This is a genomic window from Methanobrevibacter millerae (assembly GCF_900103415.1).
GTDB lineage: Archaea > Methanobacteriota > Methanobacteria > Methanobacteriales > Methanobacteriaceae > Methanocatella > Methanocatella millerae.
In genome coordinates this window covers 82542-103913 of the sequence record NZ_FMXB01000005.1, presented here as the reverse complement: position 1 = coordinate 103913, position 21372 = coordinate 82542, and the positions used below count along the sequence as shown (strand labels likewise).

At 33.7% G+C, this 21372-nt stretch carries 15 protein-coding genes and 21 tRNA genes; 21 read left to right on the top strand and 15 right to left on the bottom strand.

Annotated features, from left to right (window positions below; translation table 11 throughout):
* Positions 1-6 precede the first annotated feature (6 nt).
* Positions 7-2292, bottom strand: coding sequence for a hypothetical protein (locus F3G70_RS04230; RefSeq protein ID WP_149731456.1), 2286 nt, complete (start codon positions 2290-2292; stop codon positions 7-9).
* A 372-nt stretch (positions 2293-2664) separates the two neighbouring features.
* Positions 2665-2811, bottom strand: a complete 147-nt coding sequence (locus F3G70_RS12245) for a hypothetical protein (protein ID WP_223166003.1) — start codon at positions 2809-2811, stop codon at positions 2665-2667.
* Positions 2812-4366: 1555 nt separating this feature from the next.
* Here F3G70_RS12245 and F3G70_RS04225 point away from each other — a divergent pair.
* From F3G70_RS04225 to F3G70_RS04210, 4 genes are all read left to right on the top strand, one after another.
* Positions 4367-5101, top strand: a complete 735-nt coding sequence (locus F3G70_RS04225; protein WP_149731455.1) for a hypothetical protein — start codon at positions 4367-4369, stop codon at positions 5099-5101.
* Positions 5102-5378: 277 nt separating this feature from the next.
* The gene (locus F3G70_RS04220; protein ID WP_149731454.1) at positions 5379-6383 is read left to right on the top strand and encodes a toll/interleukin-1 receptor domain-containing protein; all 1005 of its coding nucleotides are present in this window, start codon (positions 5379-5381) and stop codon (positions 6381-6383) included.
* A 251-nt stretch (positions 6384-6634) separates the two neighbouring features.
* Positions 6635-7054, top strand: a complete 420-nt coding sequence (locus tag F3G70_RS04215) for a hypothetical protein (protein ID WP_149731453.1) — start codon at positions 6635-6637, stop codon at positions 7052-7054.
* 12 nt (positions 7055-7066) lie between these two features.
* Complete coding sequence (locus tag F3G70_RS04210) at positions 7067-7969, top strand: hypothetical protein (protein ID WP_149731452.1); 903 nt, start codon at positions 7067-7069, stop codon at positions 7967-7969.
* 57 nt (positions 7970-8026) lie between these two features.
* Here F3G70_RS04210 and F3G70_RS04205 read toward each other — a convergent pair whose 3' ends face one another.
* A complete protein-coding gene (locus tag F3G70_RS04205; RefSeq protein ID WP_149731451.1) occupies positions 8027-8356 on the bottom strand; it encodes a hypothetical protein in 330 nt (109 codons plus the stop codon).
* 113 nt (positions 8357-8469) lie between these two features.
* On the opposite strand from F3G70_RS04205, the gene F3G70_RS04200 reads away from it, so the two are divergent.
* The 16 genes from F3G70_RS04200 (at position 8470) to F3G70_RS04125 (ending at position 15977) form a co-directional block, all read left to right on the top strand.
* Positions 8470-11637, top strand: a complete 3168-nt coding sequence (locus F3G70_RS04200) for an Ig-like domain repeat protein (protein ID WP_149731450.1) — start codon at positions 8470-8472, stop codon at positions 11635-11637.
* Positions 11638-12176: 539 nt separating this feature from the next.
* Positions 12177-12251 (top strand) — tRNA-Met (locus F3G70_RS04195).
* A 2-nt stretch (positions 12252-12253) separates the two neighbouring features.
* Positions 12254-12327: transfer RNA gene (locus F3G70_RS04190), tRNA-Thr, on the top strand.
* 115 nt (positions 12328-12442) lie between these two features.
* A tRNA-Met gene (locus F3G70_RS04185) sits at positions 12443-12515 on the top strand.
* Between the two features lie 701 nt (positions 12516-13216).
* Positions 13217-13290, top strand: a tRNA-Phe gene (locus F3G70_RS04180).
* A 19-nt stretch (positions 13291-13309) separates the two neighbouring features.
* Positions 13310-13382: transfer RNA gene (locus F3G70_RS04175), tRNA-Tyr, on the top strand.
* A 24-nt stretch (positions 13383-13406) separates the two neighbouring features.
* Positions 13407-13478, top strand: a tRNA-Glu gene (locus tag F3G70_RS04170).
* A gap of 5 nt (positions 13479-13483) precedes the next feature.
* A tRNA-Asp gene (locus tag F3G70_RS04165) sits at positions 13484-13554 on the top strand.
* Positions 13555-13582: 28 nt separating this feature from the next.
* A tRNA-Gln gene (locus tag F3G70_RS04160) sits at positions 13583-13655 on the top strand.
* A 97-nt stretch (positions 13656-13752) separates the two neighbouring features.
* Positions 13753-13827 (top strand) — tRNA-Met (locus F3G70_RS04155).
* Positions 13828-13831: 4 nt separating this feature from the next.
* A tRNA-Arg gene (locus F3G70_RS04150) sits at positions 13832-13904 on the top strand.
* A gap of 131 nt (positions 13905-14035) precedes the next feature.
* A tRNA-Glu gene (locus tag F3G70_RS04145) sits at positions 14036-14108 on the top strand.
* A gap of 7 nt (positions 14109-14115) precedes the next feature.
* Positions 14116-14188, top strand: a tRNA-Val gene (locus tag F3G70_RS04140).
* 28 nt (positions 14189-14216) lie between these two features.
* On the top strand, positions 14217-14408 hold the full coding sequence (locus F3G70_RS04135) for a hypothetical protein (protein WP_149731449.1): 192 nt from the start codon (positions 14217-14219) through the stop codon (positions 14406-14408).
* A gap of 251 nt (positions 14409-14659) precedes the next feature.
* Positions 14660-15628 carry a HEAT repeat domain-containing protein gene (locus tag F3G70_RS04130; RefSeq protein WP_149731448.1) on the top strand — a complete coding sequence of 323 codons (969 nt, stop codon included), beginning with the start codon at positions 14660-14662 and terminating at the stop codon, positions 15626-15628.
* Between the two features lie 4 nt (positions 15629-15632).
* Entirely contained in the window at positions 15633-15977 is a 345-nt protein-coding gene (locus F3G70_RS04125; RefSeq protein WP_149731447.1) for a hypothetical protein, read from the top strand.
* Here the strand turns inward: F3G70_RS04125 and F3G70_RS04120 are convergent.
* The gene (locus F3G70_RS04120) at positions 15972-16625 is read right to left on the bottom strand and encodes a hypothetical protein (RefSeq protein WP_149731446.1); all 654 of its coding nucleotides are present in this window, start codon (positions 16623-16625) and stop codon (positions 15972-15974) included. The two genes, F3G70_RS04125 and F3G70_RS04120, sit on opposite strands and share 6 nt — an antisense overlap.
* A gap of 332 nt (positions 16626-16957) precedes the next feature.
* On the opposite strand from F3G70_RS04120, the gene F3G70_RS04115 reads away from it, so the two are divergent.
* Positions 16958-17596, top strand: coding sequence for a hypothetical protein (locus F3G70_RS04115; protein WP_149731445.1), 639 nt, complete (start codon positions 16958-16960; stop codon positions 17594-17596).
* A 251-nt stretch (positions 17597-17847) separates the two neighbouring features.
* Here the strand turns inward: F3G70_RS04115 and clpX are convergent, their stop codons facing one another.
* The 11 genes from clpX to F3G70_RS04060 all read right to left on the bottom strand — a co-directional run bounded on the left by clpX (position 17848) and on the right by F3G70_RS04060 (position 20803).
* Positions 17848-18936, bottom strand: coding sequence for an ATP-dependent Clp protease ATP-binding subunit ClpX (gene clpX / locus F3G70_RS04110; RefSeq protein ID WP_149731444.1), 1089 nt, complete (start codon positions 18934-18936; stop codon positions 17848-17850).
* Between the two features lie 16 nt (positions 18937-18952).
* Positions 18953-19537, bottom strand: a complete 585-nt coding sequence (gene clpP / locus F3G70_RS04105) for an ATP-dependent Clp endopeptidase proteolytic subunit ClpP (protein WP_149731443.1) — start codon at positions 19535-19537, stop codon at positions 18953-18955.
* Between the two features lie 295 nt (positions 19538-19832).
* A tRNA-Thr gene (locus F3G70_RS04100) sits at positions 19833-19904 on the bottom strand.
* Between the two features lie 20 nt (positions 19905-19924).
* Positions 19925-20010: transfer RNA gene (locus tag F3G70_RS04095), tRNA-Ser, on the bottom strand.
* Between the two features lie 31 nt (positions 20011-20041).
* Positions 20042-20126, bottom strand: a tRNA-Leu gene (locus tag F3G70_RS04090).
* Positions 20127-20139: 13 nt separating this feature from the next.
* Positions 20140-20221: transfer RNA gene (locus F3G70_RS04085), tRNA-Leu, on the bottom strand.
* 30 nt (positions 20222-20251) lie between these two features.
* Positions 20252-20335, bottom strand: a tRNA-Leu gene (locus F3G70_RS04080).
* A gap of 12 nt (positions 20336-20347) precedes the next feature.
* Positions 20348-20419: transfer RNA gene (locus F3G70_RS04075), tRNA-Thr, on the bottom strand.
* Between the two features lie 20 nt (positions 20420-20439).
* Positions 20440-20525 (bottom strand) — tRNA-Ser (locus F3G70_RS04070).
* 96 nt (positions 20526-20621) lie between these two features.
* A tRNA-Leu gene (locus tag F3G70_RS04065) sits at positions 20622-20707 on the bottom strand.
* 14 nt (positions 20708-20721) lie between these two features.
* A tRNA-Leu gene (locus tag F3G70_RS04060) sits at positions 20722-20803 on the bottom strand.
* Positions 20804-21372 lie beyond the last annotated feature (569 nt).

The window sequence follows — 21372 nt, the reverse complement described above, 5'->3', positions numbered from 1 at the left end:
TAATACTCAGTTTACATCGTTTGGTTTATTATTTTCTAATTTAGAACTTTCAATAATGAATAATTTTTCATCATCATTGTATATGGCTCCCCCACTACTATCTTTAGCGGTGTTATCTGTTAATATGGATTCTTTAATGTTCAGTTCACCACAATTGTATATGGCTCCACCACCCTCAGAGACCAATCCTGAACCTTCTGCGGTGTTATATTGTAACTTAGATTTATTAATCTCCAATTTACAACTTATATTGTATATTGCCCCACCACAACCAGCCATTGAACCTCTCGCCATGTTATTTTTTAGTAGGGATCCAGTGATGGTTAATATGCCTCCATAACTAGATATTGCTCCCCCACCAACTTTTGAAAGTGATTGGCCTTTTACAATATTATTTATTAATGTGGATTCTTTTATGTTCAGTTCACCATTATTATTATGTATAGCTCCACCACTACCTCGTATTGCTGTGTTATTTATTAATGTGGATTCTTTTATGTTCAGTTCACCATTATTATTATGTATAGCTCCACCACTACCATCATTTGCTATGTTATCTGTTAATGTGGATTCTTTTATGTTCAGTTCACCATTATTATTATGTATAGCTCCACCACCATCTTCTGATATATTATTTTCGAATTTACAATTTTCTATTGTTAAGTTAATATTGTGGTTAATTTTTATAGCTCCCCCATTATTATTTAATAAATTATCATAGTTTTTGTGTGAGTGTCCATTTTTAAAGATTATATTTTTAAGAGTGATGTTTTTTCCAGTTATGATAAACATTCGTGTTTTGTCTGCCCCATCTATAGTTTTCCCATTTCCATCTATAGTTAAGTTGTCTATATCTAGTTCTATCCCTCCTTCATAGTAATCTCTTTCGTAATCTCGAAAGGTTATGTCATGATCTAGAATTATATCTTTAGAATTATTTTCATGAATTTTTTTATCTAAATAACTAAAATCAAAGTTATTCTCTTCATATAATTGATCAATATATTTAACAGTTCCCCCATAAATTTGACTTTCAAGATTTGGAGATGATTGTTTTATAAGTACATAATTTCGATTTATTATTGTTTTTCCTTCATCCTTTATTTTAGGATCTGTTAGAGTTAATTCGCTTTCATTTATTATATTCACAGCATTATTTGAAATATTATTTTGAAATATTGTTTTTTCAATACTGCAGAATTTTCCACAATTACTTATTACGGATTCTTCTATATTATTTTCTTTAAATTCTCCATTGAAAATACCTAAATTAGATCCATCATCATTCAATACAATATATTTTGATTGATTATCTCTAAAAGTAGTATTATGAATCTGTAAAGCACCTTTATTTAAAATAATATTATAGTCTTGAGATTTATTATTTATAAATTCACAACTAAAAATCTTTAAATCACCTTCACAATGTAATATACCAGAACCATCTTTTGCTGTGTTATCTGTTATGGTAGTTTCAGTAATTTTTATTTTACCAAGATAATTTAATATAGCTCCACCCTTTTTTGCTGTGTTATCTGTTAATGTAGATTTAGTGATGTCCAATATACTAGATGCATTATATATTGCTCCACCCTTTTTTGTTGAATTTTCCTGAAATATAGATTCTGTAATACTTGAAACACTATTAAGATTGAATATTGCACCTCCTCTAAACTTTTTCGCAACATTTCTTATTAGAGTGGATTTAGAGATAGTCAAATAACCATGATTGTATATTGCTCCACCATTATTTATTGCTATATTATCACATAGTGTAGATTCAGATATATTCAACTTACCTATATGATTGTATATTGCTCCACCTGTACTAGGGTCCATAATTCCTAAACGTTTTGCAGTGTTATTTTGTAGTATGGATTTGATGATACTCAACTCACTATTCTCATTATTGTATATAGCTCCCCCTTTATCTTTTACTGTATTATTTTGGATTCTAGATTCAATAATGTGCAACTCACCATTATTATATATTGCTCCACCACACTCTTTTGCATATCCATTTTTTAATATAATATTTTTAATAGTAATATTTTTACCCATACAGTAAAATATCCGTGTCTTACCTTTAGCATTTATTGTATGGCCATTTCCATCAATAATGAGATTATCTACATCTAATTTGATTCCTTGTCCAAATTTTTTTCTTTCATTATGTCCCAATATGATATCTGAGTCAAGCACAATCTCTTTAACTCCCCTATTGATTAAATTGTCGAGATATTGAAAGTTTTTACTTGATTTGAATCCTTTAACTCTATCCAAGAAACCCATTTAATCACACCATTACAATTATTAATAATAGGTATATAATTAAATATTTATTAACGTTATGTATAAAGAGATTATTTTACAAACATTCCACATTACATCCGCCATCAACTATTCAAAACTTACTTTGCGAAACCCTTACATATAATTGCAGTTTAAAAATCAAATCTAAATCCAAAACGGCGACCGTTAATGTTAGCCATCAAAGTAAATGAAAAGAAAAAAACTATCTATTGATTTAACATCAAGTATTCTGCAGATAATACTAACTATAAAACTTAATTTTTATTATCAGGTTATTGTCTCATTATTTACATTTAATAACAAGGTTGAAATTAAGCGTTAGCATTAGATAATTGAAAAAAAGTTTTACTCCTAGTTTAATTCATTGTAAATCTGTAAACCAAGATCAGTTAGTTTATGTAGCTTTCCAATTCTATCTTTAGGATTTTCACATACAACAATATCTTTGTCTTTCAAATCAATTAATGCTCTCGAAACTATACTGAAATCTACATACATTATTTCTCTGATTTCAGATTGAATTGAATGTTTTCAATCGAAATATTCAAAACAATGAAATTAGTAAAACATAGTTACCTAAAAGTTATTATTGAATTACAATTTAAGAACAAAAGAAATAAGATCAACATACACTAATTTAGAGTATAAAAATATCAAGGAAAACTGCAGGTAAATAATAACATATTAATTGACATAGGAGAAAAAATTTTAATTTAGTTTTAATATTTTAGAAATTTTCCAAACATTTAAAAGGTTTAAAATTAATAATAATTCCTAAAAGTTTTTAAAACTAAAAATAGGGAGTTTAAAAATAAAATAAAACGTTTTAAAGCAGTAAAATTTATTTTGCCCGTATACTATACAAAATATTTAGTACTTTTAGCTCTCACAATATAATATTTTTAGACAAACATATATAATTTTAGTTCATAGCACGTATTTTATAATCTTAAAAAGATTCGAATGCCACAATACTGAGCTACGAATCCCCATTGAAAAAAATTTTTACAAAAACATTATATTAAGTATTATTTCATTTAACCATATTACTGGAATTGAATATTTTCTTTTGAAATACTCAAAACACACTTAAGAATAAATGATAATTTTAATATCCAATCATAGTGAAAACAAATACTTACCTAAATTTTATACTCAAAAAATTATGCACTTACAAAAAGTTACTCTTGTTGAACACGGTTTTAAAACAAAAGAAATAAAATCAATATATGCAAATTTAGAGGATAAAAATATTAAAATCGGTATGTAAATAATAATAAATTGATTTTGACAATCATGGATCTCTAAAATCAATTATAAATGGAAAAGACTGTCATTTAAAGGTTAACAAATCGTTTTTCGGTGATGGCTGTGATAATGAGATGACAAATGAATGCAGTTTAAAGCAATGACTATATCTTCAATTTGATAATTGGAAATCTTTATAACTCAAAAAGTGATTATCATGTCTCAGAATAAAATTTGCGAATTTAAGTATTTGGATGATTTAATTCATTCAGGTTCCAAGGAATATTAACTTAGATTGTGATATTTCAATGGATAACTCAGAGAAAAATCATTTTCGGATGGAATTGAAATTGATCTTGATAATCGGGTTATCGATGGCGGTCATCACTCAATAGATGCCAATGATATATCCAGTATATTTTTAATTTCATCAACTGATGTTATAATTAAAAATTGCACTTTAAAAATGGATTATATCTCAAAGACAAATTGGATAGTGAAGATATTGGTGGTGGAGCAATATATGCAATGCTAAATTCCTCTTGAATTGAAAAGCTGTGAATTTTCAAATAATAAATCTGATGAAACTGTCAGGGCGATTTTAATTTAATAGCCAGATAGAAAAATAAGTAAAATGATTAAATTAAGGATTTATTGACAAACATCTTAAAACATAACATTATATGATAATAATTTATAAACTCTGAAAGAAAGATTTATATTTAAATAGAAATTTTTCATTAATTGATAAGGATAGCTATGTAGTTATTACGTTAATATTTGGAAACTATTTGGGAGACATAATATGAAATACAAAAAAATTTTAATTATTTTAACTCTTTTAATGGTAGGTTTCTTATTCATCAGTACCGTAAATGCTGGATGGTTTGATTTTTTGTCACCTGCTGAAGAAAAAGAAATAAGTATTCAGGATGAATTTGATAGTGCGAAATTTGGAATAAATGCTTCATATGAAAATGCTAGCGTGATATTGCTTGAGTCTACTCCTCTTGAAAAAAACTTTCACCCAGAAATTTATGTGGATACCATTGACTTATCCGAGTATGGTGTAGATAAGGCAAATGTTGCTGTTGGTTCAACAAATACAAAGCCCTCCACATGCAAGATTCAAGTTAAATTAAATATTGATTTGAAAAATGCTACTTTGGTAGAGTTGAGAAATAATTCAAAGTCTATAATGGGCACACCCGTTGAAGATGAGTTGACCGGTAATTTAAGCAGTATATTAGATGACTCATTTAATAAGAAAAATAATTGGTCAACACGGAATCTGGAATTTTCTTTTGCTGCCACGAACCCGAAATCCGGCAAAAGTGAAGGCCATAATCTTCCTATAAGTTTAAAAAATGCATCATATAAAGATGGCATATTGTCTTTCACTGAGGAAGTTTCAGACAATTCTACAGGTCACGACTTTTCAGAAATAATTGGTGGCAATAGTACGGTTTCTTTTTATATGCATAATAATAAGACTAGTATTTATTATTACATTCATATGCCTCCAATTTCAGGGGGATAAAACCCTCTATTTTTTTATTGCTAAATTTTGATTATTTTTTTAAAATATATTCTTTTTGTAGTGTTAATATGATGATTATTTGGGATGAAATAAAAATAAAGATTATTGCACTTAAATCAAAATTAAATATCTTGAATCATTTTTTCAAAGTTAAATTTTAATATATTGATTTAGTAGGGTTCATAAAAAATAATTTTCATACTAAAATTATTTATATCAAATAATTAAAAATTATACATAAAGGTTTTTATTTAATTAAGATTATTGGGTATGTATCATGGAGGATGTAAGAGATCATAATCATCTTAGAGCATTAATTTTTCAAAAGGAAGGTTATGTTTCTTTAAATTATGATATAAGTTTAAATAGGAGTATTGATATTAGGAATAATAATTTGACCATTGATGGTAATGGCCATACTATTGATGCTAATGGAAAAAACCGTATTTTTAATGTTACTGGAAAAAATGTAGTTTTAAAAAATTTTATTTTTAAAAATGGTAAAGCTCCAACAGGACTTTTTGCAGATGGTAAGGGTTATGGAGGGGTTATTCGAAATAATGGTCAGTTAGAATTAAATAATTGTCAATTTATAAATAATGTGGCTAAAAATGATGGTAATGATATAGTTAATAATTCCGAATTAAAAATTATAAATTGCAGTTTCTCTCAAAATAATAATTCTAAGTATTCTATTTTAAATAATGGTTCTATTAAAATATGTGAAAATCAATTGGAAACATTAGAACCTTTTATTAGTGGTGGAAAAATTAATTTCATTTCCAAACCTAAAATTACTGTTGATGTTTTTGGCACTGAAGGAATGGGTACAGATTATCCTATCCACATGATTGACCGTCCTTTTGATGCATATTCTGGATCGGAGCGTTATATTTTTGCAAGTTATGCTCATGTTGATGCAAAAGAAGTTTTTGCTGAATTAAAACGTTTTCATGAAGATGGATTTAAAATTTGGTATGATGATGGAATTCGTTCTGGTGAGGGATGGCAAGAAGTAGTTGAAACGGCATTAGAGGATTCTTCATTATTCATTGTTTTCCTGACTCCTAATTCTGTTGAATCAAAAAATGTGCGTGATGAGATTTTTTTAGCTATTCATGAAGATATTCCTCTTATTCCAATTTATCTTGAAAAAACTGAGTTGAAATATGGTCTTAAATTAACATTACTTAATTTACAATCAATTTTTAAATATGAAATGCCTGAAAATGATTATATTTGCAGATATAAAAACGATTTTAGCAGATATGTTGGAACATAAATAATTTAATTTTAAAAAATTTCATTATTTTCTATTTATATTATCAATAAACTGTTCTTTTTTTGGTTTATCTTAAAATAATATGATAAAAAATTACTGGTTTTATCAATTAACTTTAATTTAGAAAATTTTATATGTTTTTAAAGAGAAATTTTATTTTATGAGTATTTTTTCCTTTTTTATATTTTTTTGTTTTGCAAACAATAAGTTTCAGTAAACAAATAATGAAAAAATAATCATGTGGTGTAAATATGGTAAATTTAAGTTTTGTTTCAAGTAAGATGAAAACAATTGTCGGTATAATTTCAATAATTTTATGTATTTTGGTATTCTTTTTGACACCATCGTATATTGAATTTTATTTAATTATTCCATTTGCGATTTTTGCAATATTTTTAATTATTCCTAATGATACCTTACAAAATAATAGGATAATAGGTGCTGTTTTAGTAATTTTCGCTATTTTTGTAATATATACATCAATTAATGGAGTTTTAAATCCTTATGATGTTGCTACAAATTTATATGTAAACGGTTATTTTAGTTCTCTTCCAACTACAAGCGAAATTTCTGCATGTGCTACAGGTTATGGAATAGTTTTGGCCTATGCAATAATCAATATTTTATTTGGAATTTTATTCTTTATACCTACAACAGGTGAGACATATTAAGGAGGATTATGTATGTTTGATAAAAAGAAGATGTTAATAGTATCTTTGTTCGTAGCATTATTTTTAATAACTACGTGTGTTGTTTTTGCCGATTCAGGTTCAGGTACTTTTAAGGATTTGGCTTCTAAAGTGTCTGGTGACAATAAAACAGGAGTAATTGTCTTGGATAAAGATTATGTAAATACTGATAATTATGATGTAAATGGAATAAATATCACTGGAAAAAACCTTGTTATTAAAGCGGATAAAGGTAAAACCGTCACTATCGATGCTAAAAATGCTGGAAGGATATTCAATGCAAACGGTACTCAAAATGTTACTTTTGAAAATATCAATTTTGTAAATGGTAACTCCAGCAAAGCCGGTGGTGCAGTAGTGTTGGGTGATGAAAAAAGCAATTCTGCCGTAAACTGTAATTTCAAGGATTGTTATTCCGATGAATTTGGCGGTGCTTTAGATGGTAATGCTGTAGGATGTACATTTGAAGGCTGCAGTGCAAATTATCATGGCGGTGCTATTTTCGATGGTTCTGCAACAAACTGTACCTTTAAAAATTGCTTCTCATTAAGCTGTGGCGGTGCCATTTCATATCATGAAGCTACAAACTGTAAATTCATAGACTGCTACTCATACTGGCGCGGTGGCGCAGTATTTGAAACAAAAGCAGTAGGATGCGACTTCACAAATTGCTATTCAACTGAAGGAGGATCCATGTATAACGGTTCTGCATTCAATTGCAATTTTGAAAACTCTGCTGCCAAAAACGGTAATGGTGGAGCTATTTGTGAAGGTACAGCAGAAGGCTGCAGTTTTTCAGGCTGCACAGCAAGTGGTGATGGTAATGCCATGTACGGCGGTACCGCTACGAATTGTAAGTTAAATAAAGAAGATGCCGCTAATGTAAAAATGAAATAATTCAATTTGATTAAAAAAATGCAAAGTTCAAATACTTTGCATATAATTTACTTTTTTTCAGCAAATAAAGCCCAATAATATTTTAATTAGCATATGGCTTGGATGTCCGAATAAAGATCTTCCTCCGGATGCAGTACCAAAACCCCATGCAATTGATGTAAGAATTATGTTCACAAAACTGTATTTCAAATATGTACCGAATTTATCATCGCTAGTTGATCCAACTATAAAAAATTGGGTTATGATTATTGCAATTATAAATTCCGGGCAAAAAAATTCATTATTGGGCGCGCCGGTGATAATTTGTATGATTATGCTTTTAAATAAGTTGAAAACCCATATTCCAATTAATATTCCAGGATATATTAATATGTCATCGTCATTCATATTATTTTCTTTAATTTGTTTATTATTTAAGTTGTATAAAGTGATTACTTTAGTTAATTTATTTATAGGCTTGAACAAAAGTATTATTATAAATATTATTTGAGGTTGATATTTTGAAATTAAATAAATATTTATTGGCAAGTATTTTTGTACTGGCTATATTAATGCTTACTGCAGTAAGCGCATCAGATGATATTGTACCGGAAGATAATGTCTTGGAAAGTGACATTTCACCTGCAGATGTATCTGATGAATTGGGTGGCCAGTATTATGACGACGATTTTTATATAACTGTTCAGGAAGATTATACTTGGGATAAAAAGGATTGGAATTCAAGGGATGTAATCTACATTTCATCATATTCTCAAAAAAATGGAACTTTCAGTTTTCTGGTCGATGACAATGAAAAGTTAAACGTTCCACTTACAAACGGCTATTTTTCAATTGAAGATGATGGAATGGGCGGCAAATACAATAAGACTTTCGAATATATTTATCCCGCTAACTTGTCCCTAGACACTGGAAACTACAATATTAAAGTTAAATTCGATGGAAATACCTTGATTGACAATCAGGTGACTTTAAAGGAAAAGGATGATTTTGATTTTTACATTGTGAATCCTTATTCTTGTGATGATGAGGATTATTTCGATTATCCTAGCTTCATTATTATAGATTCAAACCATAACCGCACCGGAACCTTGGAGATTTTTGTAAACGGTACTCGCAAGACCTATTTCAACGTGACTGACGGGGCTTTTGATGAAATACCTGATTGCAGCAACAAATCCAGATATCTTGCGCCTAGCGATATTTTGGATGATTACGGTACTTATGACATTAAAATCACATTCACGGACAGTTCAGCTACTGAAACTTTAAGGGATGAAATAGTTCAAGTAATCGGACCTAAACCTTCAGAACCTAAGCTTGAAATGAGTTTTTATTTTGACGTTCAATATTTGAGGGCAGACAATACTGCTTATATCTATTTGCCTCGAGAAGCAACAGGCAACCTGACTATAAAGTATAATAATCATGTATTTGATGTTCCTTATTCCGATGGCTATGCCGAACATATGATTTATGCTTGGTACGTCCAGTATCTTGGCGAAACACTAGTCACGGCCATTTATGAAGGGGATGATTTCGGTACGTTAACTGCCAATGGAACCATTATCGTTACTCCCGGCGTCACAATTCCCTATTATGCGAGCCTTGGCGAGAAATTCACGATTTCCATGATAACTCATGAATGGGTTAATGGCGGAAAATTTGACGTTTATGATTATGCTGGCGATGTTAAGGGAGACCTCATTGCCTCCAACGTGATTAACAAGGGTCTTTCATCAGTAACCATATCAAGCGACACTTTAGGATTGAACAAATTTTATCTGGAATATGACACCCTGGGATCAGGCAAATACTATTCAATTCAGGAATTGAATATCATTGAAAACAGTGAAAATGTGGAAGTTGACGTTCCAGAAGAAGTGCCTGTAGGATATGATTTTAACATGACTGTGACTGCACCGCCTCGCGATTTCAGTTTTGTAAGTATTTCTGTCGATGGCAAAGATTCTGAATTTTATAGCATTGACAGCGGCAAATTAGTAAAGACTATTCCCGGTTTATCAAAAGGAAATCACATGATTGTAGTACAATATGATTATGGATATTATGAAGACGGAAAATGGGTTGAGGATGTTTATTCAAATACTTTTTATGTAAATGCATATGAGTATGTTAGATTTGACGCTCCGGAATTAATTAAAGATTATAATGGTTCTGAAGAATTCACAGTTACAGTATATGATCTTAATAATAATACTATCCCATATTTTTTGATTAAAATTATGACCAATAATCAAACTTATAATAAAGCAACTGATGGTAATGGAAAAGCTTATCTTAAAGCAGATTTTGATGTGGGCGTTTATCCAGTTAATATAACTGATGATTACAATTATGCAACTTCAAAAATCACTATTAATAAAGTAGCTACCAAAACCGATTTGTCTTTTGAAAAATTTGCTAATAATAGTGTTGCTTTGATTGCTAATGTTACTCCATCCTCTGCCGGCGGTCAACTTGTATTCAATGTTAATGGTGAGGAGTTAAAGTCTGAAGTGTGTGGTCATGAGGTTATTTGGATTTTAACTGATTTGGATGCTGGTAACTATACTGTAACCGCAGTTTATAATGGAGACCTCAATCATATAAATTCCACTTCCAATACTATTTGGTTTAATATTGAGAAAAAATATGATGTTTCTGCTCCGGATTTAACCAAGTATTATAAAGGTCCTGAAAAATTTGTTGTAACTGTTAAAGACGGGGATAACAATCCTGTATCAGGCAAAAATGTAACCATTACACTTAATGGAGTTAATTACAATAGAACCACTGACAGCAAGGGTCAGGCGTCAATGGCCATTGGCTTAAACAGCGGTGTTTATAATGTAACCAGTGAATTTGAAGGCATTAAGGTTAACTCAACAATTACTGTCAAATCCACTATTTCAGGAAAAAATGTGACTAAGATTTACAGAAATGATACTCAGTACTATGCTACCTTTGTTGATACAAAAGGCATCTTATTGAAGAACACTGACGTTGAATTCAATATTAATGGAGTTTTCTACACCAGAACTACCAATGATCAGGGTGTTGCAAAAATGAACATTAATTTAAACCCTGGAACTTATATTATTACAGCTACAAATCCAAACTCCACCGAACAGTATACAAATGTCATTACTGTACTGTCTTCAATAGTAGAAAATCATGATTTGACAAAATACTATAAGAATGCATCCCAGTTTACTTTCAGGCTACTTGACAGTCAGGGCAATCCTGTTGGTGCGGGTGTAAGCGCCAAAATAAATATCAATGGTGTATTCTATACCAGAACTACCAATGCATCAGGTTATGTCAACATGAACATTAACTTGAATCCGGGCACTTACATTGCAACTATTGAGTATAATGGTTTGATGATGTCAAATACCGTTAAAGTATTGCCTATTTTAAAAGCTGAAAACCTTTCAATGAGATATAAGGATGGAAGCAAGTTTGAGGCAACATTGCTTGATGGTCAAGGAAATCCTCATGCTAATCAGGAGATTACATTTAACATTAACGGGGTTTTCTATGATAAGCCGACTGATGAAAATGGTATTGCTCGCTTAAACATTAACTTAATGCCCGGCGAATACATCATCACGTCAATGTATGAAAACGGCGCAGCTATTTCAAATAAAATAACCATAAGAAGTTAAAGATTTAATTCTTTAACTATTTTCTTTTTTTAGTATAAAGCGAAGGCTTTATGTGATTTATATATGATTTGGAATAGATTATTATATAGGTTTCAAAAGGGAATCATTAGATAAAGCAATGGCTTTATGTGATTTATATATGATTTGGAATAGATTATTATCTAGATTTCCATTCAACTGCCATGACCTGTGGAGGTCGAGGTAGCCTTGCCAAAGATGAAATCTAATTATGAGTTAAATTTGATGATTATTATGAATTATGAATGCCCAAGTTGTACAAGATTTACTGGATGTAGACAGGATATGTCTGTATGGGAATGCATTAGGTATTGGTATAAGTCCAACTTTGGGCTTATTGATTGAACATTAATCAAAAACCAATTTCTTTTTTTCATTTCCTTAGCATTATGGATTTTTTACAGCTTTTAATATTAATATCTTGAGGATGTGGTGTTAATGGTTAACATCGCTGCTTCGGGAGTAATGGATTTAGGTTTAATATATTTAATTAACAATAACGTTTTCGTTATTTCTCTTTCAACGGGATGGTGTAGTCTGGAAAACACGCGAGGCTCATAACCTCGTAATCATCGGTTCAAATCCGATTCCCGTTATTGGGCATGTAGCATAGCAGGTTAATGCGCTGGCCTTGTAAGCCGGAAATCAGGGGTTCAAATCCCCTTATGCCCTTTATCTTATGGTTAATTAAACTCAATTTGAATCTATAATTTAATGGAAGAATGTTTGCCTTCTAAGCAAATGATGTGGGTTCGAATCCCACTAGGTCGTTGAATTGTTATGCGATGGATCTGTATCTCAGTTGGTAGAGGGCTGGGCTCATATCCCAGTGGTCGTGGGTTCAAGTCCCATCAGATCCATTCAATAAGCTTTAATGGTGTAATTGGATAACATGCTACTCTGCGAAGGTAGTCATCTGGGTTCAAGTCCCAGTTAAAGCTTTAAGGAGCTGTAATTTGGCTTAATGATGGCCTCTCTAGCACAGGGGGCATTGACTTCAGTCATGATGGCTCCATTAATGTAACTTTCAGTAGTTTGTGTGGTCTAATTGGTTTTGCATACAGCCAATTAGACCAAAGGTAAGTAATCATTATTTGAAATGGTGGTGTTTTGGAAACACGCTCATAGCGAGAGTCTGAGGTTCGATTCCTCTACATTTCATTAGTCACATCGATGACTTCCATGTAATCTGATGAATCTGTAAAAAGGATATTGTTAATGTAAAGTAAAAGCTTTATGTGAGTTATATATTCATTTGAACAGATATTTAATTAGATTATGTATGGTTGGCCAAATGTCTATTGTTCGTTTGGCTGAAGTTAATGTAAAGTGAATGCTTTACGTCATTTATATATAATTCAAAATAAAATAATAATTGATGATAAATATGTATAGGTTTAATGAAGAGCAGGATTGTTAAAATCACCGTTCTTGTAAATAAAGATCATCTATCTCTTTTTTTTACATTTATGGTGATTGCAAAGGATAATTACCATAAATATGTTTTGAATAGCTTAAATTATATTACTCAAGCGTATTTTTAATATATTGAATAATTTTTGGGTCATTGGCTTAGTCAGGTAGAGCGGGTGCCTGAAGAGCACCTTGTCGCCGGTTCAAATCCGGTATGGCCCATTTTACAATAAAATTATTTCGGGAAGTGGCATAGCGGCTATTGCGGTCGGCTGTAGACTGGCTTGTCATGGGTTCGAGTTCCATATTCCCGATTCAAAATGTTTTTAACATTTCATGGAGCTATAGGGTAGTGGCAATCCTGATGGACTTTCGATCCGTCGACCCGGGTTCGAGTCCCGGTAGTTCCATTTTTGGTATGGTAGTATAGTGGCAGTATGTTGGGTTGTCACCCCTTCGATTCGGGTTCAATTCCCGGCCATACCGTTTCAAAACTGTAAAATTCAATATCTTTAGTCCTATGGTGAAATTTGCAATCATGTGGGGCTTTGGACCCCGTGTTCTTGGTTCGAATCCGGGTAGGACTATTTAAAATGCTTGTGTAGCATAGCAGGTAATGCGTTCTGCTGTTAATCGAAATACTGCAGGTTCGAGTCCTGTCACAAGCGTCATAATTATTTGAATAACGGGGTGGTATAGTCTGGAAAGTATGCAAGGCTCATGACCTTGAGGTCGTTGGTTCAAATCCAACCCCCGTTACTTTGGGTGTGTAGTATAGTTGGAAGAACATCGGGCTTCTAACCCGAAGGTCGGGGGTTCAAGTCCCTCCATGCCCTTTAGGAATCTAAGTTTAATAAGGTAGAATGTCGGACTGTTTATCCGAAGATTGAGGTTCGAATCCCCCTGGCCTACTTTAATGCTATTGTTGTTAAAGGGAGGATTCATGTTAAGATATGGTGATTTAATTGCTACATTAGTATATTCGGCAAGTACGTCGGACTTTCGATCCGATAAGCGGGGTTCAAATCCCCGATGTAGCATTCATATAAGCCTGTAACTCAGTTTGGCAGAGTGTCACCCTTACAAGGTGGATGTCAGGGGTTCGAATCCCTCAGGCTTATTTAAGTAATATTGGTTCAATAGTGTTAATGGCTAACATGGCAGGTTGTCAGCCTGTCGATTCGGGTTCGATTCCCGGTTGGACCGTTTTGGTGGTATGGCCCTATGGTGAGGCACATGGCTTAAACCATGCAGGTTCAGTTAGATTCTGGATGCTGCCTTTTAAAACAGCTATTAAATGGGTGTCAGCCAAAACTAATTTTGATTTGGGAATCAAGTAATTGTCACATCAAGCTTTAATTGATGTGTAGTTGATATCCTTTTACAGAAATCTATAATATGTTCTTTGTTCTCTTTTCCTGAATTAAGTTGCATAATATTTTTAAAGGGCATCATGATGCTCAAATTCTAGGATGAACGGGTTATTTATTTCATTCTGTAAAACTTCTTTTCTTTAAATGAATTCCTTTAGTTTACTTAAATACTTATTTTTATAAAAATTCATTTGTAGAGAGATTAAGGAGGGGTCAATTTGGATGTTGATGTTAAAGCAGTAAGAAAATTAACTAATCAGGAGGAACTTGCATGCATTGCCCTTAACGATGAAGACAAATATGTGAGGCGCGCTGCAGTAAGGCGCATCGATGATGAAAACGCCCTGATTGAAATTGCCGAAAGCGATGTCAGCGGATATGTGAGGAAAGCCGCAGTTAATGGAATCAACAGTCAAAGGGCTTTGGAAAGAATAGTCCTTAAGGATCCCACACCTGCTGTTAGAAAAGCGGCTTTGAACAAGATTGATGACGAAAAGCTTCTGGTCTACATTGCAAGGCATGATTCGAATCATGCAGTAAGGAAGCTGGCCTGGAACAAGATTAAAAGGATTAATCCCAGTCTAATTTTAACGGCCGCTGATGTCGAAAGGATTTTCGATGAGAAAAGGCTGATTGAAATTGCAAGATATTCGCTAACCTGGAAATCCCGCGAAATTGCAGTCTTAAAAATTGTGGATGAAAATGTCCTGGCAGAAATTGCGCGCAATGATGAGGATTACCGTGTTCGCCAGCAGGCAGTAAAGGGAATTCAAAAAGAGGAAGTTTTGATTGACATCATTGAAAATGAAACTTATAAGGAAGTTTTAAAGGAAGCCATCAGAAATCCTAATCTAAAAGACATGGATACATTGGAAGGCTATGCCAGAAGTCATGGGAACTGGAATGTAAGGCTGGCTGCCGTTGGCAATGTCAATATCCATCAGAATGTAATCTATGATGTTGCAAAGACGGATAATGTATGGTATGTGAGAAATGAGGCAGTAAAATACATTGATGACGAGTCAAGATTAAAGGAAATCGCAAAAACCGACCTTCATTCATGGATTCGGGTAAATGCCATAAGGCATATTGAAGACAAGGCATTTGTTCTTGACGTGATTGAAAGTGATGAAAACAGGTTTGTACGCGAATCTGCGAAAGTGAGATTGAAAAAGCTTCTGGGGTGATGATGTGATTGGTGATTTGTTCGTATCGATATGCTGGTTTATAACATGTTCATTTCTGTTTATTATTGGTGTAGTGCTTTTATTGGCATTTTTAAGTTTCCTTAAGGAAAAACTGATAAATGTTTTTGGCAGTGAACTTAAGAATACTGACGAAAGGGTCAGAAAGGCCTATGTGATGAAGCTGGATGATGAGGAACTGCTGAAAAAAGTTGCTTTGAATGATTCAAGCGAGGATGTTGCCCTTTGGGCTGTTGAAAGAATTAAAAGCAGACCCGTTTTGGATGAAATTTCACGAAGCGACAGGGGAATCGTATCCCGAGTTGCAAGAAGGAAAATGGATAATCTATAAAGAATTGATTTTTCCATTAATCCTTCTTAAATCCTCATTCTTTTTTTCCAATTCTTCTTTATATCTGTCCTCCAGGTATCCGTTTACATATGGATCGTAGTCATATTGCCTTGTAATGACTATTGAATCGTTTTCTGAGTATGCCTTTTCGTAATATTTGTAGGCCAAATCATTCTGGCCATGCTTTAGGAAGCAGTCCCCTTTTTCTTCATTGCCTCTGGGTTTGCCTGTATCTGAATAGATGTTCAATTCTTTGTAATAGTCAAGCTCTTTAAATCTATCGGATTTGGCAAGGGATTGAATTGCTCTTTTGTAATTGTTTAAAAATAAATCATAATGTTTTGATTTAAATTTTGATCTGTTTTTCTTATAGGAACTTGAAATTACATTGTCGATTGCAGTCAGATAATAGTCTGCAGCTTCACTGTATTTTTCAAGTCCGTATAACTGTTCTGCTTTCATCCAGTAGATATAATAGAATCGGTCCTTGTCATGATTTCTTTTTGATGCAAATTCAAGAACCTTGTCAATGTCATCCTCGCTTAGCCAATATTTTCTTATTTTCCTGTTTTCCAGATATCTTTTCGGATTTATCCCGTATCTTTTCAACAGCAATACCTTAAACCTCAATCCCTTTTCAAATTTCATTTCAATCACTGTTGTATTTTCTCTTCATATTCATTATTAAGTGATGTAAAGCAAATCATTTGTATGATTTATATATGTTCTTTTTAAAATAATACATAAGGAATTATGGTTATGGTGAAAGCTATTTAAGCAGGGTAGCTGAAACAATCTCGAAATTGCTTGGCCTTTTGAGAGCTCAGGCGGGATGGCATATTGCTTCTATGCGTGGTGGTAGCCAAAAGGCTTTCTGGCAGTGGCTAGGGATGTAGCTATTCTATTGCTTTTAAAGAATGCCATATATTAACATGCTTAAATATAATATATATTGATTAAGATTATGGGTGATGATTATAATGCCGAATTGGGTAAGAAATGCACTTATCATTAAAGGAAAAACTGAAGATATCTATGAATTTTGTAAAAATCATATTGTTTGGCATAGAGGAACTCAAAATTTACATTTTGATTTCAACACAGTATTTCCCGAACCCGAGTGTGAAGAGGAGTGTCCTGATAAGTTTAACAGGAATAAAAAAAAGGAATGGGTAACTGGTAGGGTTATTGAAGGAAAAGAATGGTATGACTGGTATGGCTGGAGGTCGACATATTGGGGAAGTAAATGGAACTCACACTTTTTTACTAGCAATGACTTTCCAAACAAAGAGATTGAAGATGTTATCAAGCTGAATAAGACAAAAATCATTATCGGTTATTCAACACCATATTCACCGTCATGGAGAATAGAAGAGGAATTATTCAATCGTTATCCTAATTTGTTAATGGCCTTGGGGTTTAGTTCTTGGGGTGAATTCGCAGGTATTTTTTTACAGGGAGGAATTTCCCATATGATTTCTGTAGATGATAATGAAGATTTATTATCTGAATGTGAGAGGAAGCTTGAGTACTTCGGATCTAATGAAGATGTTCTTTCATTTTTTAAAATTTTATTTCAGGATTATTTAAATTCTAAAAATTTGAATCAAGAGAAATGATGAAAAGATTATGCTGTTAAAATATCTATTTGAAAAAGATTCAGAAATTAGGAATCTTTAGAACTCAGGCACAACATATTCCCAAAAAAATAGTCTTAAACTCGCAGATATGCTCCGTTAATGACCAATGAATTATAACTGAAATGTGGCTAAATAATGTAAACGAATGCATCGCCCACATTATTTTTTAAACACATATTCATCCTTTAAAAGATGTTTTGCAACTTCAAAACAATCTGCAAGCATATATTTCATATTGCGCAGTATTCATGTAATATCTCGGGATTTGTCCCTTCCGTTACAGTTTCCTTTGTTATGATGACCTTGGTGATGCTGTTGTCGGATGGAATCTCGAACATGATGTCAACCATTATATTTTCAAGAATGGCTCTAAGTCCTCTGGCGCCGGTATCCCTGTCCATGGCTTCCCTGGCGATTTCTCTGAGGGCATCCTCTTCAAACTCAAGTTCAACGCCATCATATGCAAATAGCTCCTTATACTGCTTCACGATAGCTGATTTAGGTTCTGTAAGAATGCTTACGAGGGCATCCTCATCAAGCGGATTAAGGGTTACTACAACAGGAACACGGCCCACCAGTTCAGGGATGAGTCCGAACTTGACAAGATCCTGAGGCTGAATCTCCTTGAGCATTTCAGAATTGACTATTCCGGACTTGTCCTGAATGTCGGCATTGAATCCTATGGATTTTTTTCCGATACGGCTTTCTACAACATGGTCAAGCCCGTCGAATGCTCCGCCACATATGAAAAGGATATTGCTTGTGTCAATGATTAGCATATCCTGTGTAGGATGTTTTCGTCCGCCTTGAGGAGGTACGCTGGCAATAGTACCTTCAATGATTTTTAGAAGTGCCTGCTGAACGCCTTCGCCGGAAACATCTCTTGTAATGGATAAGTTTTCGTCCTTCTTGGAAATCTTGTCTATTTCATCGAGGTAAATGATGCCGTGTTCAGCCCTTTCAATGTCATAGTTTGCAGACTGGATGAGCTTTAATAGGATATTTTCAACATCCTCGCCCACATAGCCCGCTTCGGTCAGGGTTGTGGCGTCAGTTATTGCAAATGGCACATTCAATATCTTAGCAAGAGTCTGTGCCAGATATGTCTTTCCGGAACCTGTAGGGCCGATAAGGAGGATATTGCTCTTTTGAAGTTCGACATCAGAATTTTCTCCCATTTTAATTCTCTTATAATGATTGTATACCGCAACGGAAAGCGCCTTTTTCGCATCTTCCTGTCCTATAACATATTCATCCAGAAAAGCCTTAATCTCTTTTGGCTTATGCAGATTGAATCCTTCATCATAATAAAAAACCATATTTTACCTCCTATACTTATTCTCGATTTTCAACAACACTGTCAATGAGTCCATATTCCACAGCCTGATGTGCTGTCATCCAGTTGTTGCGCTCACAGTCAGCATAGACCTCATCATAATCCTTGCCTGTGTTTTCCGCCAAAATCCTAATGATATTTTCCTTTATGCGAAGCATATGCTTGACGTCAATTTCCATATCTGTAGCCTGGCCCTGAGTTCCTCCAAGCGGCTGATGAATCATGATTTCAGAATTTGGAAGGGCATATCTCTTTCCTTTTGCACCTCCTGCGAGAATAAATGCTCCCATTGATGCTGCCATGCCAATGCATATTGTTGACACGTCACATTCGATGTAATTCATAGTATCATATATAGCCATTCCGGCAGTAACGCTGCCTCCCGGACTGTTGATATAGAGGTTTATGTCTTTGTTTGAATCCTCGGATTCCAAAAAGAGGAGTTGAGCCACTACAAGACTTGCAGTAACGTTATTGACTTCGTCTCCAAGGAAAATGATTCTTTCCTTAAGAAGTCTTGAATAAATATCATAAGCCATTTGTCCACGGTTTGTATTTTCTATTACTGTAGGTATTAATACCATGTTATCCCTCCTAATAATTGATTGTCATCCATTCAGCAATGCAATCTTTTTTCTTTGTTAATTTTTAAATTACATAATTTGTAGGTCATTTTGTTTTCAGTTATTATTCTGTTGGTGAAAGTATTTAAAAGAGGTAAAGCTAAAGCTTTACTCTTGATGCTAATGGGAATTTCAAAAATCAACATAAGATCTGGGGCTAATTTGGGATGAGGGCCTTTGCAATTATCATTGGCATAATACAATTGTTTCGAAAATTATAAATTTCACTCTGCCTCATTCACCTATGGAATCAAAAAGCCATAAGGCGGATTTGAACCGCCATCCCCTGCTTACGAGGCAGGCATAATAGCCTTTATACTACTATGGCATGAATTAACTTTAATTAAGCGGTGCCGGAGGGATTTGAACCCTCGACATCGTGTGATGCAACCCGCTCTCAAGGCGGGACCCTTACCGTGCTTGGTTACGGCACCATTAAAATACTAGCTAACTATGCATATTAAGTAGATGTGGTGGGATTCGAACCCACGAAGCACTAAGCAAGAGGCTCTGAGCCCCTCTCCTTTGGCCTGACTCGGAACACACATCTATATTGAATTAAGTAGGTGCGGTGGGATTCGAACCCACGAAGGACTAACCAGCAGATTTTGAGTCTGTCCCCGTTGACCGCTTGGGTACGCACCTAAAATCATAAGGCTGCATATAAATGCAAAGTAGGTGAGGTGGGATTTGAACCCACGAAGGACTTTACCAACGGATTCTTAGTCCGCCACGTTTGGCCAGCTGCGTCACTCACCTGTGAAATCAAAAAGCCATAAGGCGGATTTGAACCGCCATCCCCTGCTTACGAGGCAGGCATATTAGCCTTTATACTACTATGGCATGAATTAACTTTAATTAAGCGGTGCCGGAGGGATTTGAACCCTCGACATCGTGTGATGCACCCCACTCTCCAGGCAGGGCCCTTACCGGGCTTGGTTACGACACCATTAAATTCCTTGTGAAGGATTTGAACCTTCGGCATCAGAGATGCACTCGCTCACAGGCGATCACCTTAAACCACTCAGCCAGAAGGCATATGAAATAGGTGTGATGGGATTTGAACCCACGAAGCACTAAGCAAGGGGTCCTAAACCCCTCTCCTTTGGCCTGACTCGGAAACACACACCTATGATAAATTGAAGTAGGTGCGGTGGGATTTGAACCCACGTAGCGCTATGCCCCCGGTCTTAAGCCGGGGTCCTTTGGCCTCTCGGACACGCACCTATAATAATAAAGCATTGAAAATAGATGCGGCAGGATTTGAACCTGCGAAGGACTGTTCCTGTTAGAAGCCCCATAATGTTCTATGTTCTCCCCTGAACGGTAGCTTCACTCGTTGGCTTATCTTGAGTACGCATCTATAATGAAAAATTATGATCAGATGACGCAAATGGAAAACATCACAAAACAAAAAGATTTAATCTTAAATAGAAAATCTTTATTGACAAATTTTCCATTATTTACCAGAAATCGAAAAAAATAGCATTCATGACAACAAAGCGGTTAGCAAGCTGTCATGTGCTAAAGACAATGAAAGAGAAGTCAGATCTGTAGCTGCAGATCTTTTAACCATATTTACACATTTGATTTTGCTAACCATTATTATCACATCTTTAATTTGTTTTTATTTAGTAAACTTATCTAGTTATCATTTTATTTCATATCATATATAAGTCAAGTAAAGCATTTGCTTTACAGATATTTTCTTTTTAAACTTAAATAGTAATCTGTTTTATCATGCATATAAATCAATGAAAGCAAAAGCTTTATCCGAGTATTTGACAATTCATAAT